General features: G+C 72.8%; 14 protein-coding genes and 1 other RNA gene. 9 read left to right on the top strand and 6 right to left on the bottom strand.

The window, feature by feature from the left end; genetic code table 11:
* Positions 1 to 2 precede the first annotated feature (2 nt).
* Positions 3 to 1,874, top strand: a complete 1,872-nt coding sequence (locus J2X64_RS02335; RefSeq protein ID WP_310149030.1) for a DUF2207 domain-containing protein — start codon at positions 3 to 5, stop codon at positions 1,872 to 1,874.
* Positions 1,875 to 1,934: 60 nt separating this feature from the next.
* On the opposite strand, the gene J2X64_RS02330 is transcribed toward J2X64_RS02335, so the two are convergent.
* Together J2X64_RS02330 and J2X64_RS02325 are read right to left on the bottom strand one after the other, a co-directional pair.
* The gene (locus tag J2X64_RS02330; RefSeq protein ID WP_310149027.1) at positions 1,935 to 2,108 is read right to left on the bottom strand and encodes a CsbD family protein; all 174 of its coding nucleotides are present in this window, start codon (positions 2,106 to 2,108) and stop codon (positions 1,935 to 1,937) included.
* A 131-nt stretch (positions 2,109 to 2,239) separates the two neighbouring features.
* The gene (locus J2X64_RS02325; protein WP_310149025.1) at positions 2,240 to 5,629 is read right to left on the bottom strand and encodes a pyruvate carboxylase; all 3,390 of its coding nucleotides are present in this window, start codon (positions 5,627 to 5,629) and stop codon (positions 2,240 to 2,242) included.
* 191 nt (positions 5,630 to 5,820) lie between these two features.
* Here J2X64_RS02325 and J2X64_RS02320 point away from each other — a divergent pair, with 191 nt between their 5' ends.
* Positions 5,821 to 6,222 carry a hypothetical protein gene (locus J2X64_RS02320; protein WP_310149023.1) on the top strand — a complete coding sequence of 134 codons (402 nt, stop codon included), beginning with the start codon at positions 5,821 to 5,823 and terminating at the stop codon, positions 6,220 to 6,222.
* A gap of 63 nt (positions 6,223 to 6,285) precedes the next feature.
* Here the strand turns inward: J2X64_RS02320 and J2X64_RS02315 are convergent, their stop codons facing one another.
* Complete coding sequence (locus tag J2X64_RS02315; protein WP_310149020.1) at positions 6,286 to 6,897, bottom strand: NAD(P)H-binding protein; 612 nt, start codon at positions 6,895 to 6,897, stop codon at positions 6,286 to 6,288.
* An 87-nt stretch (positions 6,898 to 6,984) separates the two neighbouring features.
* On the opposite strand from J2X64_RS02315, the gene J2X64_RS02310 reads away from it, so the two are divergent.
* Positions 6,985 to 7,371 carry a winged helix-turn-helix transcriptional regulator gene (locus J2X64_RS02310; RefSeq protein WP_397444005.1) on the top strand — a complete coding sequence of 129 codons (387 nt, stop codon included), beginning with the start codon at positions 6,985 to 6,987 and terminating at the stop codon, positions 7,369 to 7,371.
* A gap of 134 nt (positions 7,372 to 7,505) precedes the next feature.
* On the opposite strand, the gene J2X64_RS02305 is transcribed toward J2X64_RS02310, so the two are convergent.
* Positions 7,506 to 8,150, bottom strand: coding sequence for a fasciclin domain-containing protein (locus J2X64_RS02305; RefSeq protein ID WP_310149018.1), 645 nt, complete (start codon positions 8,148 to 8,150; stop codon positions 7,506 to 7,508).
* Positions 8,151 to 8,369: 219 nt separating this feature from the next.
* Here J2X64_RS02305 and ssrA point away from each other — a divergent pair.
* Positions 8,370 to 8,736, top strand: a transfer-messenger RNA (tmRNA) gene (gene ssrA, locus J2X64_RS02300).
* A gap of 89 nt (positions 8,737 to 8,825) precedes the next feature.
* Positions 8,826 to 9,590, top strand: coding sequence for a phosphatase PAP2 family protein (locus J2X64_RS02295; protein WP_310149015.1), 765 nt, complete (start codon positions 8,826 to 8,828; stop codon positions 9,588 to 9,590).
* A gap of 15 nt (positions 9,591 to 9,605) precedes the next feature.
* On the opposite strand, the gene J2X64_RS02290 is transcribed toward J2X64_RS02295, so the two are convergent.
* Together J2X64_RS02290 and J2X64_RS02285 are read right to left on the bottom strand one after the other, a co-directional pair.
* On the bottom strand, positions 9,606 to 9,983 hold the full coding sequence (locus J2X64_RS02290; protein WP_310149012.1) for a thioredoxin family protein: 378 nt from the start codon (positions 9,981 to 9,983) through the stop codon (positions 9,606 to 9,608).
* Positions 9,965 to 10,591: an SIMPL domain-containing protein gene (locus J2X64_RS02285; protein ID WP_310149007.1), complete on the bottom strand. Its 627-nt coding sequence runs from the start codon at positions 10,589 to 10,591 to the stop codon at positions 9,965 to 9,967. Before J2X64_RS02285 ends, J2X64_RS02290 begins: the two co-directional genes overlap by 19 nt.
* 22 nt (positions 10,592 to 10,613) lie before the next feature.
* On the opposite strand from J2X64_RS02285, the gene J2X64_RS02280 reads away from it, so the two are divergent.
* The 4 genes from J2X64_RS02280 (at position 10,614) to J2X64_RS02265 (ending at position 14,853) form a co-directional block, all read left to right on the top strand.
* Positions 10,614 to 11,345 (top strand): class I SAM-dependent methyltransferase, encoded by a 732-nt coding sequence (locus J2X64_RS02280; RefSeq protein ID WP_310149004.1) that lies wholly within the window; start codon positions 10,614 to 10,616, stop codon positions 11,343 to 11,345.
* Complete coding sequence (locus J2X64_RS02275) at positions 11,342 to 11,884, top strand: hypothetical protein (protein WP_310149002.1); 543 nt, start codon at positions 11,342 to 11,344, stop codon at positions 11,882 to 11,884. The genes J2X64_RS02280 and J2X64_RS02275 overlap by 4 nt, the downstream gene beginning before the upstream one ends.
* A gap of 133 nt (positions 11,885 to 12,017) precedes the next feature.
* Entirely contained in the window at positions 12,018 to 13,376 is a 1,359-nt protein-coding gene (locus tag J2X64_RS02270) for an amino acid permease (protein WP_397444028.1), read from the top strand.
* A 16-nt stretch (positions 13,377 to 13,392) separates the two neighbouring features.
* Positions 13,393 to 14,853 carry an NAD-dependent malic enzyme gene (locus tag J2X64_RS02265; protein ID WP_310148995.1) on the top strand — a complete coding sequence of 487 codons (1,461 nt, stop codon included), beginning with the start codon at positions 13,393 to 13,395 and terminating at the stop codon, positions 14,851 to 14,853.
* The last annotated feature ends 34 nt before the right edge of the window (positions 14,854 to 14,887 follow it).

The raw sequence follows: 14,887 nt of genomic DNA, 5'->3' as shown, positions 1-14,887 counted from the left end.
CGGTGCTGCTCACCCTGACCGCGATCGTGTTCACCCCAGCGGCGGCCAGTGCGGTCGGGGACGAGAAGGCGACCCGCTACCACGTCGACTTCACCCTGCGCGCGGACGGCTCCGCGGACGTCGTCGAGACGATCACGTGGCAGTTCCCCAGCGGTGAGGACCGCCACGGCATCGAGCGGCTCGTCAAGATCCGCGTCGGCTACCAGGACAGCCCGACCACCTACCGCCAGTACCCGCTCAGCGACGTGTCGGCCAGCTCGCCCTCGGGCGCGCCGGCTGACACGCGGGTGATCGACGAGAACGGCACGTACGCGACCATCCGCGTGGGTCGCTCCAACGAGACCGTCCGGGGCACCCAGACGTACGTCGTGAAGTACCACCTCAGCTCGGTCATGAACGGCTTCAGCGACCACGCGGAGTTCTACTACAACCTCATCGACTCCTCGAACAGCCAGCTGTACGAGGACGTCAGCGCCTCGGTCACCGGGCCGCAGCCCGTCGACCGGGTGGAGTGCTTCATCGGCGAGCTCGGCTCGACCCGGCGCTGCCAGGGCAGCCCGGGCGCGACCGCCACGTTCTCCGCCCCGGCCGCCCAGCCGCGCGAGGGCATGACGATCCTGGCGTCGCTGCCGCTCGACGGGTTCGGCGACCTGACGCCGTCGCTGCGGCAGGGGACCGTCTCCCCGGACGGCCAGGTGACGACCGAGGAGGGCTCCAAGGCGCTGGGCGCCCTGGCCCTCGGGACCGGCATCACCCTGCCGCTGCTCGCGGCCGGCCTCATGGGCGTGCTGGTCTGGACCCGCGGCCGCGACGAGCAGTACGCCGGCCTCACGCCGGGCCTCACGCCGGGCGTCGGCCAGCAGGCCGTCGTCGTGCGCGGCCCCAGCCCCACGGTCGCCGTGCAGTTCACCCCGCCCGAGGGCGTGCAGCCCGGGCTCGTCGGGACGCTCATCGACGAGACGGCCAACACCGTCGACGTCGCCGCCACCCTGGTCGACCTCGCGGTGCGGGGCAGGCTCCGGATCGAGCAGATCGGGGGCGGCGGGCTGGGCCACCGCAAGGACTGGCGGCTCACCCGCACCGAGCCGACCCCCGAGCAGGCCCGCACCCCGCTGCGCATCTACGAGGCCGAGCTGCTGGCCGGCGTCTTCCGGGACGGGGCCCAGGTCGTCGACCTCTCGGACCTGAAGAACCGGTTCAAGCCGACCCTGACGAAGGTGCAGGCCCAGATGTACGACGAGGTCGTGCAGCGCGGCTGGTTCCGGCGCTCGCCGCAGCGGCAGCGGGGCACCTGGCAGTCGCTCGGCTTCCTCCTCACGGCAGCCGGGTTCATCAGCCTGTTCTGGCTGCACGAGCCGCTGTCGCGGGTCGCCTCCGGCGCGGGCATGCCGTTCTCGCCGTCCTATGCGCTGTCGATCGGCACCCTGCTCGCCGGCGTCATCACGATGTTCCTCGGCAGGAGGATGGCCGCCCGCACCGCCGACGGCAGTGCCGTGCTCGCCCAGTCCAAGGGTTTCAAGCAGTACCTCGTGACCGCCGAGGCCAGCCAGATCCGGTGGGAGGAGGCGCAGGACGTCTTCAGTCGGTACCTGCCGTACGCGATCGTCTTCGGCGTCGCCTCGCAGTGGGCCTCGACGTTCCAGCAGGTGGCCGAGGCGGCTGCCGCGGCCGGGCACCCGCTGGTGATGCCGACCTGGTACCTCGGCGGCGACTACGGCTCGTTCGGCGGCATCGCGGACGGCATGGACTCGTTCGCGAGCACCGCCGGCAGCACCTTCACGAGCACGCCCGGCAGCTCGGGCGGCTCCGGCTTCTCCAGCGGGGGCGGCTTCTCCGGCGGTGGCGGGGGCGGCGGGGGCGGCGGCTCCTGGTAGGCGCCCCCGCACACGACACCGCCCGCTCGCGTGGGCGAGCGGGCGGCATACGGCGTCGGGTCAGTTCTTGAACGCGTCCTTGACCTTCTCGCCGGCCTGCTTCATGTCGGCCTTGGCCTGGTCCGTCTGGCCCTCGGCCTCGAGGCGCTCGTTGTCGGTGGCCTTGCCGGCGGCCTCCTTGGCCTTGCCCTCGGCCTGCTCCGCGGCGTTGCCCAGCTTGTCGTCCATGCCCATGTCGCACTCCTTGGTGTCGTGTCGTTCCGGTCGGACGCCCGGCCGCTTCTTGACCGTGCTCCTTCGACCGTAACGCGGGTCGCACGAACCTGCAGGACTCGCGACGTCGCAGGTCAGCCTCATGCGGCCGGTCAGGGCGCGAGGACGAGGAGCAGGTCACCGCCCTCGACCTGCTGCTGGCCGCCGATGGCGAGCCGGCTCACGGTGCCGGCGACGGGGGCGGTGATGTTCGCCTCCATCTTCATCGCCTCGATGGTCGCGACGACCTGGCCGGCCTCGACCGTGGAGCCCTCCTCGACGCCGAGGCTCACGACCCCGGCGAAGGGTGCGGCCACGTGCGAGCGGTTCGCCGGGTCGGCCTTCTCGGCGGTGCGGACGTCGACGCTCACGCTGGTGTCGCGGACCTGGATGGGTCGCAGCTGGCCGCCCATCGTGAACATGACGGTACGCATGCCGCGCTCGTCGGGGTCGGAGACGGACTGCAGGCCGATGATCAGCCGCTTGCCCGGCTCGAGGTCGATCTCGTGCTCGTGGCCGACCTCGATGCCGTGGAGGAACTCGCGGGTTCCGAGGACCGCGAGGTCGGAGTACGCCTCGCGCGACCGCTGGAAGTCGGCGGTCGGTCCGGGGAACAGCAGGCGGTTGAGGGTGGCCCGGGGCTCGGCCTTGAGGGCCTCGCGGTCGGCCTCGGACAGCTCGGTGACGCGCGGCTTCGGCGTGCGCCCCTGCAGCGCCTTGGTGCGGAACGGCTCGGGCCAGCCGCCGGGCGGGTCGCCCAGCTCGCCGGACAGGAAGCCGATGACGGAGTCGGGGATGTCGTAGGCCGTGGGGTTGGCCTCGAAGTCGTCGGGGTCTGCCTTGGCGCCGACCAGCGCGAGGGCGAGGTCCCCGACGACCTTGCTGCTGGGGGTGACCTTGACGATGTTGCCGAGGATGCGGTTCGCCGCGGCGTACATGTCCTCGATCTCCTCGAAGTGCTCGCCGAGCCCGAGGGCGATGGCCTGCTGGCGCAGGTTCGACAGCTGCCCGCCGGGGATCTCATGCGTGTAGACGCGTCCCGTGGGGGAGGGCAGGCCGGACTCGAACGGGAAGTAGAGCTGGCGCACCGCCTCCCAGTACGGCTCGAGGTCGTTGACCGCCCGCAGGTCCAGCCCGGTCGCGCGCGGCGTGCCGTCGGTGGCGGCCACGAGGGAGGACATCGGCGGCTGGCTCGTCGTGCCCGACATGGCGGCGTTGGCGACGTCGACAGCGTCCACGCCGGCGTCGATCGCGGCGAGGAGCGTGCCGAGCTGCCCACCGGCCGTGTCGTGGGTGTGCAGGTGGACGGGCTGGTCGAACCGCTCGCGCAGGGCCGTGACCAGGGTCCGGGCGGCGGGTGCACGCAGCAGTCCGGCCATGTCCTTGATCGCGATGACGTGCGCGCCGGCCTCGGCGATCTGCTCGGCGAGGCGCAGGTAGTAGTCGAGCGTGTACAGCTTCTCGCCCGGGTCGGTCAGGTCGCCCGTGTAGCAGAGGACGACCTCGGCGACCGCGGTGCCGGTGGCCCGGACCGCGTCGATGGCGGGACGCATCTGCCCGACGTCGTTGAGCGCGTCGAAGATCCGGAAGATGTCGATGCCCGTCGTGGCCGCCTCGGAGACGAACGCGTCGGTCACCTCGGTCGGGTACGGCGTGTAGCCGACGGTGTTGCGGCCGCGGAGCAGCATCTGCAGTGGCAGGTTGGGCATGGCCTCACGCAGGGCGGCGAGGCGGTCCCACGGGTCCTCGGACAGGAACCGCAGCGCGACGTCGTACGTGGCGCCGCCCCAGGCCTCCACCGACAGCAGCTGCGGCGTGAGCCGGGCGACGTGGGGGGCGACGTGCATGAGGTCGCGGGTGCGCAGCCGGGTCGCCAGCAGCGACTGGTGGGCGTCGCGGAACGTGGTGTCGGTGACGCCGACCGGCACCTGCGCGCGCAGGTCACGGGCCCACTGTTCCGGCCCGACACGCAGGAGCCGGTCACGGGCGCCGGCCGGCGGGGGAGTGGAGCGGTCGATCTCGGGCAGCTTGGACCGCGGGGAGACCCGGGTGCGACCCGGGCCGTGCGGCTGGTTGACGGTGACGTCGGCGAGGTAGGTGAGCAGCTTGGTACCGCGGTCGGCGGGGACGCGCGCGGTGCGCAGGTAGGGCCGCTCGTCGATGAATGCCGTGGACAGCCGGCCCGCCTGGAAGTCCGGCTCCTCGAGCAGCGCCTGGAGGAACGGGATGTTCGTCGACACACCACGGATCCGGAACTCCGCGAGCGCACGGCGGGCGCGGCGTACCGCCGTCGGGAAGTCCCGGCCGCGGCAGGTGAGCTTGACCAGCATCGAGTCGAAGTGCGCGCCGATCTCGGCGCCGACGAACACCGTGCCGCCGTCCAGGCGCACGCCGGCACCACCGGCGGACCGGTAGGTCGTCACGTGGCCGGTGTCGGGGCGGAAGCCGTTGGCGGGGTCCTCGGTCGTGATGCGGCACTGCAGCGCCGCGCCACGGATCTGCAACGCGTCCTGCGAGAGCCCGAGGTCGGCCAGGGTCTCGCCGCTTGCGATCCGCATCTGGCTGCTCACGAGGTCGACGTCGGTGATCTCCTCCGTCACCGTGTGCTCGACCTGGATCCGCGGGTTCATCTCGATGAAGACGTAGCGGCCGTCGGGGGCGAGGAGGAACTCGACGGTGCCGGCGTTGACGTAGCCGATCTCGCGGGCGAAGGCGACCGCGTGGGCGCACATCCGCGCCCGCAGCTCGGGGTCGAGGTTGGGTGCCGGCGCGATCTCGACGACCTTCTGGTGGCGTCGCTGCACGGAGCAGTCCCGCTCGAAGAGGTGGATGACGCCGCCCTCGGTGCCCGTGCCGTCGCTGAGCACCTGCACCTCGATGTGCCGCGGGCTGACGACCGCCTCCTCGAGGAAGACGGTGGGGTCGCCGAACGCGGACTCGGCCTCGCGCATACAGGCCTCGAGCGCCTCGCGCAGGTCCTCGCGGCGCTCGACGCGGCGCATGCCGCGACCGCCGCCGCCGGCCACGGCCTTGGCGAAGACGGGGAAGCCGATCTCCTCGGCGCCGCGCACCAGCTCCTCGACGTCGGTGCTCGGCGGCGCGCTGCGCAGGGTCGGCAGCCCGGCCTTCTTCGCGGCGGCGATGGCGCGTGCCTTGTTGCCCGTGAGGTGCAGGACCGGGGCCGGCGGGCCGATGAAGGTGATGCCGGCGTCGGCGCAGGCCTGCGCCAGGTCGGGGTTCTCGGAGAGGAAGCCGTAGCCCGGGTACACGGCGTCCGCGCCCGCCTCGAGGGCGACCCGGACGATCTCGGCGGGGTCGAGGTACGCCCGGACCGGGTGCCCCTGCTCGCCGATCCGGTACGCCTCGTCGGCCTTGAGCACGTGCTCGGACTTGCGGTCCTCGTAGGGGAAGACCGCCACCGTCTTGGCGCCCAGCTCCGTGGCGGCGCGGAAGGCTCGGACGGCGATCTCGCCACGGTTGGCGACCAGGACCTTGCTGAACACGGGACCTCCTCGGTGCGGACGGGGAGTCCGCGGGGGACGGGCGGTGCGTGCTCGATCCTAATGAGGTCCCGATGCATGAGACAGGGCGCCCGGAATGCGGACAGCTACAGTGGGTCGCGGCTGCAGGGGGCCACGACGCGACGGTATGCCGGGGTCGCGTCGTCCGTTGGGAAGCGACCCCTGGAGGGCCAGTGGCAGGACGACATGCGGCACGCCGTCGTGCCCTGACGCCCGCCCGCCTGCTCCTCGCCGCGACGGTGCTCGCCGTCGCGGCCCTGGTCGTCGTGGTGGGCCCGTTCGGCCGGTCGGACGCCCCGGCGCCCCCGGTGCCCACGATCCCCGGGACGCCCACGCCGGGCGCCGTGACGACGCCCTCCACCAGTGGCACGTCGGGCTCGACGACCTCGAGCCCGACGACCACGACGACGACCGCGTCACGGACCACGACGAGCGGCTCGCCGGCCGGGACCCCCGCCCCGACCTCGTCGACCGCTCCCACCACCCCGGCCACCCTCCTGCCGTCGCCGACCAAGCGGACCGGCAAGCCGACCGGGCCGCCCGGGCGGCCGACCACCCCGCCGCCGCGCAAGTGAGCCGGTGCCTGGCGCGGCCGGACGCCGGACGCGGTCGGCGGCGCCGTGTGGCGCCCGGCTCGGTCAGTCGGCGACGGTGAAGCGCTGCCGGCGGTGGTGCGGCTGCTCGACCTCGTCGAGCAGGGCCGCGGCGTAGTTCTCGGCCGACACGGACACCCCGGCCGGTGTGTCGAGGGCGGTGCGGTAGGTGTCGGTCCGCTCACCGGGTGCGATGACAGGGGCGGGGGACAGGAAGGTCCAGTCGAGCGACCCGGGCGCTGCGAGGAAGGCCTCGAGCGCTGCCGCGCCGCTCCGGGCCTCGGCGAGGTACTCGGCCGGGAAGTCGGGTCCGTCCAGCAGGCGGGTGCCGTCGGGGCCGACGAGCGACCCGGCGCCGCCGACGAAGAGCACCCGGGCGGTGCCCGCGTGGTCGATGAGGGTCTGCACTGCTTCGAGCCAGGGCTCGTGCGGTCCGCCGCTGCGGTCCGGACCGGTCGCCGACACGAGCACGTCGTGGCCGGCCGCCGCGGCCTCGACCGTGGTCGGGTCGGCGAGGTCGCCGGTGGCGGCGTGCGCGCCCTCCGGCAGGTCGCCACCGCTGCGGGTCCACCCGGTGACGTGGTGGCCTCGGGACAGCGCCTCGCGCACGATGCGCGAGCCGATCATGCCGGTGGCGCCGAACACTGCGATCTTCATGGGGGTGAGCTCCTGGGGTCGGGGTCGTGCGAACCCCTCCACGGTAACCATTGGTAACCAAGCACTTCAAAGTGCTATAAGTACCTCGTGGTTACCATCGACCGCGGAGACGCCTTCGACCCCGACTGCCCGACGCGCCTGGTCCTCGACCGGGTCGGCGACAAGTGGACGGTGCTCGTCATCGACGCGCTCTCCGACGGACCCCTGCGCTTCACCCAGCTCCGCGACCGGATCGGTGGCGTGGCGCCCAAGGTGCTGACCCAGACGCTGCGCACCCTCGAGCGTGACGGGCTGCTGACCCGGACCGTCCACGCCCAGGTGCCGCCGCGGGTCGACTACGAGGTCACCGAGCTGGGGCGGTCCCTCAGCGGCCCGCTCGCCACACTCACCGACTGGGCCGAGACCCACGTCGGCCGGATCCTGCGGGCGCGCGAGGAGTACGAGCGCGCCGCGGCCGAGGCGGCGCGCGGCTGACCGAGCGGCACCAGCGGGCGCGGCCGGGTCACGGCACCACCGGCCGCGGCGGCCCCGGCACCGACGTGGCCGCCGCCCCGGTGGGAGCGACGGCCACGGGCTCCACTGGTGGAGTCAGGGCGTGACCGGGTGGGTCACAGGTCCACGGGTCGCAGGACCTGGGAGATGCCGTGGGCGATCTGCACGTTGCCCTTGTTGATGTTCGGGCGCACGACCCACGCGTTGGCGTCGTTCGGGTCGGCGTCCACGAGGGTCACCCACCGGTGCCAGCGGACGTCCACCGTCAGCGTGCCGCCGGACGCGGTGGTGAGCTCGGCGCCGTCGGCGGCACGGGCGGCGCGGTAGTCGATCGTGGCGCCCGGCACCACGTGGTAGAGCAGCACGGCCTCGACGGTGTCGATGCCGAGCGAGGCGACGGCCGCGAAGACCGCGCTCTCGCTGGTGTACTGCTGGTGGGTGAGGTCGGTGGCGAGCCGGCGGAAGGCGGCGTCGGTGGGAAGGAACGCCGTCAGCGGCACGGAGCCGTCGGCGAGCACGGCCACGGGGGAGGAGGGCTTGGCGGCCAGGACGGCCTGGACCGCGTTGTCGACGATGTCGAAGTCGTTCCAGTTGCGGTCGAACCCGGACCCGTCCTGGGCGAGCACCGCCGCGAGGCTGCGGGTGCCGGTCGGTGCGGGTGCGCTGCCCTCGTGGGCCGAGGCGCTGCCGGCCCCGACGAGTGTCAGGGCGCCGGCGAGGGTGGCAGTGGCCAGGGCGGCCACGACGCGTCGTACGTGCATGGGAGTCTCCAGTGTGCGGACAGCGGCTCCTTCCGGGGCCCTGCCGTGGCCGCCGCCGGCGCCACTCCCCGGTTCATCCCTCGCCGCCTGTTCGGTGCCGTCGCGGAACCGGATTGGTCGGCCGCGAGGAAATGTTGTCGGGGGCCCGCGCGTTGGACGGTAGGCTTGTCCCACAACTCAACAGCGGATGTGTGAGCACCCCTGCACTCGCAGGAGCACGGGGGTGATCGGTTTCGACATTGGTCGGTTGTCCAGGGGAAGCGGGTCGAGGATGCAAGGTCATCTCGTCAACGCTCCTTGCAAACCAATAGGTGCCAATTCCAAGCGCACCGACTTCGCCCTCGCCGCCTGAGCGAGCCTCGAAGTCCGTCAGCCTGAGCTAGTTCCCGTCTCAGTGCCTGGCGTCAGCTAGGGAACTCGCTGCGCAGTCATGCCGAGGGGCTGCGCGGGACTCCTACTCGGCTGGGCCTGTCAGCGGACGTGTGCGTGCGAGCGCTGGGGCCGAGAAAATCCGTAGCGCACTGCACCCGGAGAAGCCCTGGTAAGCCGTCAGTGGACGCGGGTTCGATTCCCGCCACCTCCACCACCGTGGTGCTCGCACATCGCCGTTGAGCCGCGAGGGCCCGGTCACGTCCGTGACCGGGCCCTCGCGCGTCCCCCGGCTTAGGGTGGGGCATGGCCGAGACCGAGGTGCGCGAGCGGGCGCTGCACACCGCCGGCCGGTATGCCGAGCGGCTGGGCTGGTGGACCGTCGCCAACTGGGTGCTGGTCGTGACCGCCCTCGTGGGCCTGGCGCTCACCGCCGCACTGACCACGCTGGCCGAGGACGTGTACGAGTCGGTCGTCGAGGCCGACGGCGTGGCCGTGCTCGACCAGCCCGCGCTCGACCAGGCCGTCGCCTGGCGCTCGCCCGGGCTGGACCGGGCCGTCACGGCATACACCGACGTCGGGGGGCCGATCGGCATGCCGCTCCTGACCCTGGCGGCCGTCGCGGTGATGGTCTGGGCCTGGCGGTCGTGGACGCCCGTGGTGCTCCTCGTCCTCGCCACGGCGGGGTCGCTGGCGCTCACCATCGCCGGCAAGGACCTCGTCGGCCGCGCGCGGCCGCCGCGCATGTTCGCGGTGCCGCCCTACGAGTCCTCACCGTCGTTCCCGAGCGGCCACACCCTCAACGCCACGGTCATCGCCGCCGTCGTGGTCTACCTGCTGCTGCGCAAGGTCCGCCGCACGTGGGTGCGCGTGGGCGCGGTCGTGCTGGGGGTGGCGTTCATGCTGACGATGGGCCTCAGCCGCGTCTTCCTCGGCCACCACTGGCTGTCGGACGTGGTCATGGGCTGGGTGCTGGGGCTCGCGTGGGCGACCGTGGTGGTGACGGCGCACCGCCTGTTCCTCGCGGTCCGCCGCGAGGCGGCCCGCCGCGGCGCGCCCGCCAGGACCTGAGCGCGCGGTCGCGGCTCAGCCGGGCTGGGCGCCGGACCGCTGCTGCTCGACCTGCGCGCGGACCTCGTCCATGTCGAGCGCCTGCACCTTGCCGATGACGTCGGCCAGCATGGGCGCGGGGAGGGCGCCCGCCTGCGCGAAGACGAGGATGCCGTCGCGGAAGCCCATGAGGGTCGGGATCGAGGTGATGTTCGCCGCGGCGGCCAGCGCCTGCTCGGACTCGGTGTCGACCTTGCCGAAGACGATGTCGGAGTGCTGCTCCGACGCCGCCTCGTAGACCGGCGCGAACCGCTTGCACGGGCCGCACCAGTCGGCCCAGAAGTCCACGAAGACGGTGCCGCCCTCGAGGACGGTCTTCTCGAACGTGTCGGCGGTCAGCTCGACGCTCGCCATGTCAGCTCCCATCGGACCGCGACGGTCGCGGTCACCGTGTTCTCGCCCAGCTCGAGCGAGGGGCTCCCCGCGCCGGCCGCCATCCGGGCGAACCGGGGCTGGGCACCACCCTCGACAACGTCGCGCACGCGCACAACCTTCCCCAGGCCGCGGCCCGCCAGGGCGGCATACTGCTCCGCCTTGGCCAGGGCGTCGGCGAAGGCGGCCTCGCGCGCGGCGGCCAGCAGCGGCGCCGGGTCGGCGAGGTCGGTGCCGACGGAGTCGATGCTGAGGGCGTTGCCGGCAGCGCCTGCGAAGGCGTCGACCAGGGCGCCCACCAGTGCCGGGTCGCGGACGGTGACGGCCAGGCCCTGCTGGGCGGAGTACCCCACGACGGACGTTCCGTCGCGGTCGTAGCGCGGCTGCACCCCGCTGCTCGTGGTGCGCAGGTCGCGCTCGTCGACGCCGTGGTCCCTCGCCGCCTGCGCCAGGGCGGCCGCCCGGCCGGCGGCATCCGAGAGCGCGGCGGAGACGTCGGCGGCCTCGCAGCGCACGCCGGCGCTGACGCGCACCACGTCCGGCACTGCGGACGCGCGGCCCGTGCCGGTCACGTCGATGTGCCCCGTCATGGCGCCAGCCTAGGCTGAGGACATGGACACCGAGCAGATCCGCCAGTACTGGGACGAGGCCGCGGAGGAGTACGACACCTTCGTCGACCACGGCCTGCTCGACTCCGACGTCCGGGCCGCCTGGAAGGACCTGCTGCGCACGTGGCTGCCCACCACCCCGTCCGACGTCGGCGACCTCGCCTGCGGCACCGGGACGATGAGCGTGCTGCTCGCCGAGCTCGGCCACCAGGTCCGCGGCATCGACCTGTCCGGCGAGATGGTGGCCCGCGCCCGGGCCAAGACCGCGCCCTTCGGCGGCGCCGTGGACATCGCGCAGGGGGACGCGGGGGACCCGCAGTGGGAGGCGGGCAGCCTCGACGTCGTCTTCGCCCGGCACATCCTCTGGACACTGCCCGACCCGCAGGACGCGCTGCGCCGGTGGGCCCGGCTGCTGCGCCCTGGTGGCCGGATGGTCCTCATCGAGGGCCGCTGGGGCATCGAGTCCGCGGGGGCGGAGCCGGCCCTGCCCTGGCAGGCAGGCGTGCCGTCGCAGGAGCTCGCCGCCGTCGTGCGCGAGCTGGTGGGGGAGCCCACAGTCGTTCCGCTGTGGGACACCGTCTACTGGGGCAAGGAGCTCGAGCACGAGCGGTACCTGCTGACCGCCACCGCCTCCCGCACCTCGCAGGCCCCACACGCGGCCGAACGCACCGCCGACCGGGCCCCCGACAGCACCGCCGACGCGCAGCCGGCCGGCGCGTCGACCGCCAGGCCATGACCGGGGAGGCGGCCTCCGGGCCGGTCCACGGCCGTCCCATCCGTCGCGTCGGGTGGGTGTTCGCGGTGCTCGCGCTGCTCACCGTCCCGTGGACCATCTGGCTCGCGGTGCAGCTGCCCAGCTCGAAGCCGGCCGCCCACTACGACCTCGCGTGGGGCGGCTTCGACGCCGCGCTCGTCCTGGTCCTGCTCGCGACCGCGTGGGCCGCGGTCCGGCTCACGCCGTGGCTGCCCGCCGTGGCCGCGGTGAACGGCACGATGCTGGTCGTCGACGCGTGGTTCGACGTCGTCACCGCACCGACCCAGGAGGAGCGCTGGCTCGCGGTCGGCATGGCCGTGGTGGTCGAGCTGCCGCTGGCCGCCGTGTGCCTCTGGCTCGCGGTGAGCGGGCAGCAGCTGCTCCGGCGCCGTCTGCTGCGCCGTGTGTGGCGCCAGCAGCGCCGCGCGATGCACGCCGGGATGGTCCCGCCACCGGCCGTCGTGGCTGCCGGCACGCCGGAGCCGGACGTCGTCGAACCTCCTGACCTGCAGCGTTCCTAGTCGATTTGCGGCATACGTCACCCGGGTCCACGCTGCCCGGGTGAGCGCGACGACGAAGCACCAGCCAGACGTCCCCGGCGACGAGCCGGCGCCCAGCCAGCTCAAGGCGGGGCTGAAGCCACGGCACATCACCATGATCTCCATCGCCGGGGTCATCGGTGCGGGCCTCTTCGTGGGGTCGGCCAACGCCATCGCCACCGCCGGCCCGGCCGTCCTCATCGCCTACGCCCTGGCGGGGACGCTGGTCGTCCTGGTCATGCGGATGCTCGGCGAGATGGCGACCGCCCAGCCCGACACCGGGTCCTTCTCGACGTATGCCGACCGCTCGCTCGGGCGGTGGGCCGGTTTCTCGATCGGCTGGCTGTACTGGTGGTTCTGGGTCATCGTGATCCCGGTCGAGGCGACCGCCGGGGCGCTGATCCTGGGGGACTGGTTCCCCGCGGTGCCGCAGTGGGTCTTCGCCCTCGTCATCACCGGGCTGCTCGTGGGGACCAACCTGTTCAGCGTCGGGAACTACGGCGAGTTCGAGTTCTGGTTCGCCCTCGTCAAGGTCATCGCGATCGTGCTGTTCATCGGGCTCGGCGTGCTCGCCATGGTCGGCGCGCTGCCCGGCTCGAAGACCTCGGGCGTCGGGCACCTGTGGCAGGACGGCGGTTTCCTGCCCCACGGGATCGGCGCGGTCTTCGCGGCCATGCTCATCACGATGTTCACCTTCATGGGCACCGAGATCGTCACCATCGCCGCGGCCGAGTCGCCGAACCCCGAGGCCGGCATCCGCAAGGCGGTCAACTCGGTGATCTGGCGGATCAGCCTGTTCTACCTCGGCTCCATCTTCGTCGTGGTCGCCCTCGTCCCGTGGAACGCCAAGGGCCTCGCGGCCGAGGGATCCGGCTCGTACCAGTACACCCTGGAGCGCATGGGCCTCGGCGGGCTCACGACGGTGCTCGAGTTCGTCATCCTCACGGCGGTCGCCTCGTGCCTGAACTCCGCGCTCTACACCGCCTCGCGCATGGCCTTCTCGCTGTCGACCCGCGGTGACGCCCCGGCGGCGTGGTCGCGCACGACCGACCGGGGAGTCCCGGCCTGGGCGATCCTGGCGAGCTCGGTGGTCGGCTTCCTCGGGGTCATCGGCAACTACCTCCTGCCGGAGAAGATCTTCGGCTACCTGCTGGCGAGCTCCGGCGCGATCGCGCTGTTCGTCTACCTCGTCATCGCGCTGTCGCAGCTGCGGATGCGGCGCCAGCTCGACGCCGAGGGCCACAGCCCCGCGGTGCGGATGTGGCTGTACCCCGGCCTGACCTACGCGACGATCGGGTTCATCGCCTTCGTGCTGGTCCTGATGCTGGTCCAGGAGGGGCACCGGCTCGAGCTCGGCCTGAGCCTGGCGCTCGCCGCCGTCATCGTGGCGATCGGTGTCGCCCGCACCCGTGGCGAGCGGACCGCGGCGGCTCCTGCCCAGGGGGCGGTCGCGTTTCGGCGTACCGCTGAGTAATCAGGAGAATGCCGGCATGACCGCCGTGCCCTCCGTGTCCAACTCCATCACCGTCCGCCTCACCCTCCCGGCCCGCGCCACCGCGGTGTCGGAGCTGACCGGGGTCATCGAGGCGGGAGGCGGCCTGGTCACCGGCCTCGACGTGACGGCGTCGGGGGCCGACCGCCTCCGGGTGGACGTGACCGCAGCGGCCCGCGACACCGCCCACGCGGACGAGCTCGTCGAGGCGATGCGCGGCGTGCACGGCGTGGACATCGGCAAGGTCTCCGACCGCACCTTCCTCGTCCACCTCGGCGGCAAGCTCAAGGTCGAGTCGAAGGTGCCGATCCGCAACCGCGACGACTTGTCGCTCATCTACACCCCGGGCGTGGCCCGCGTCTGCATGGCGATCGCGGAGAACCCCGAGGACGCCCGCCGCCTGACCATCAAGCGCAACACCGTCGCGGTCGTGACCGACGGGTCGGCCGTGCTGGGGCTGGGCAACATCGGCCCGCTCGGGGCGCTGCCCGTCATGGAGGGCAAGGCGGCCCTGTTCAAGCGGTTCGCCGACATCGACGCCTTCCCGATCTGCCTGGACACCCAGGACACCGAGGAGATCATCCGCACCGTCAAGGCGATCAGCCCGGTCTTCGCGGGCATCAACCTCGAGGACATCTCGGCCCCGCGCTGCTTCGAGATCGAGCACCGGCTGCGCGAGGAGCTCGACATCCCGGTCTTCCACGACGACCAGCACGGCACCGCGATCGTCACCCTGGCCGCCCTGCGCAACGCCCTGCGGGTCGTGGGCAAGGAGCTGGCGGAGTGCCGGGTCGTGATGTCGGGCGCGGGCGCCGCCGGCACCGCCATCCTCAAGCTGCTGCTCAAGGCCGGCGCGCGTGACGTCGTCGTGGCGGACCAGTTCGGCGTGCTGCACCCCGACCGCGAGGACATCGCCTCGGGCGACCACCCGCAGCTGGCGTGGTCGGCCGAGCACACCAACCCCCGCCGGGTGAGCGGGACGCTCAAGGCCGCGATCGCGGGCGCGGACGTCTTCATCGGCGTCTCGGCCCCCGGCATCCTCACCGGCGACGACATCGCCACGATGGCCGACGACGCGATCGTCTTCGCGATGGCCAACCCCGAGCCCGAGGTCGACCCCATCGCCGCCGCGCAGCACGCCGCCGTGGTCGCGACCGGGCGCTCGGACTTCGCGAACCAGATCAACAACGTGCTGGTGTTCCCCGGCGTCTTCCGCGGCCTGCTCGACGCGGCGTCGCGCACCATCGACGAGGACGTCATGCTCGCCGCGGCGACCGCCCTGTCCGAGGTCGTCCACCCCGACGAGCTCAACCCGGCCTACATCATCCCCAGCGTGTTCCACCCCGACGTGTCGAAGGTGGTCGCCGCCGCGGTGAAGGCGGCCGTGCTGGGCACCGCTCCTGAGGCAGTCGAGCGGACGTCGTCGGTCGCTACGGACGAGGCCGAGCTGATCGGCTGACCGCCGTTGGCGCCGGCCACGCGCCCGGCGCCCG

Source organism: Phycicoccus sp. 3266, from assembly GCF_031456495.1.
In the GTDB taxonomy this organism is placed as follows: domain Bacteria; phylum Actinomycetota; class Actinomycetes; order Actinomycetales; family Dermatophilaceae; genus Pedococcus.
The sequence above is the reverse complement of the archived record's forward strand: the minus strand, read 5'-3'. Positions and strand labels throughout refer to the sequence as shown.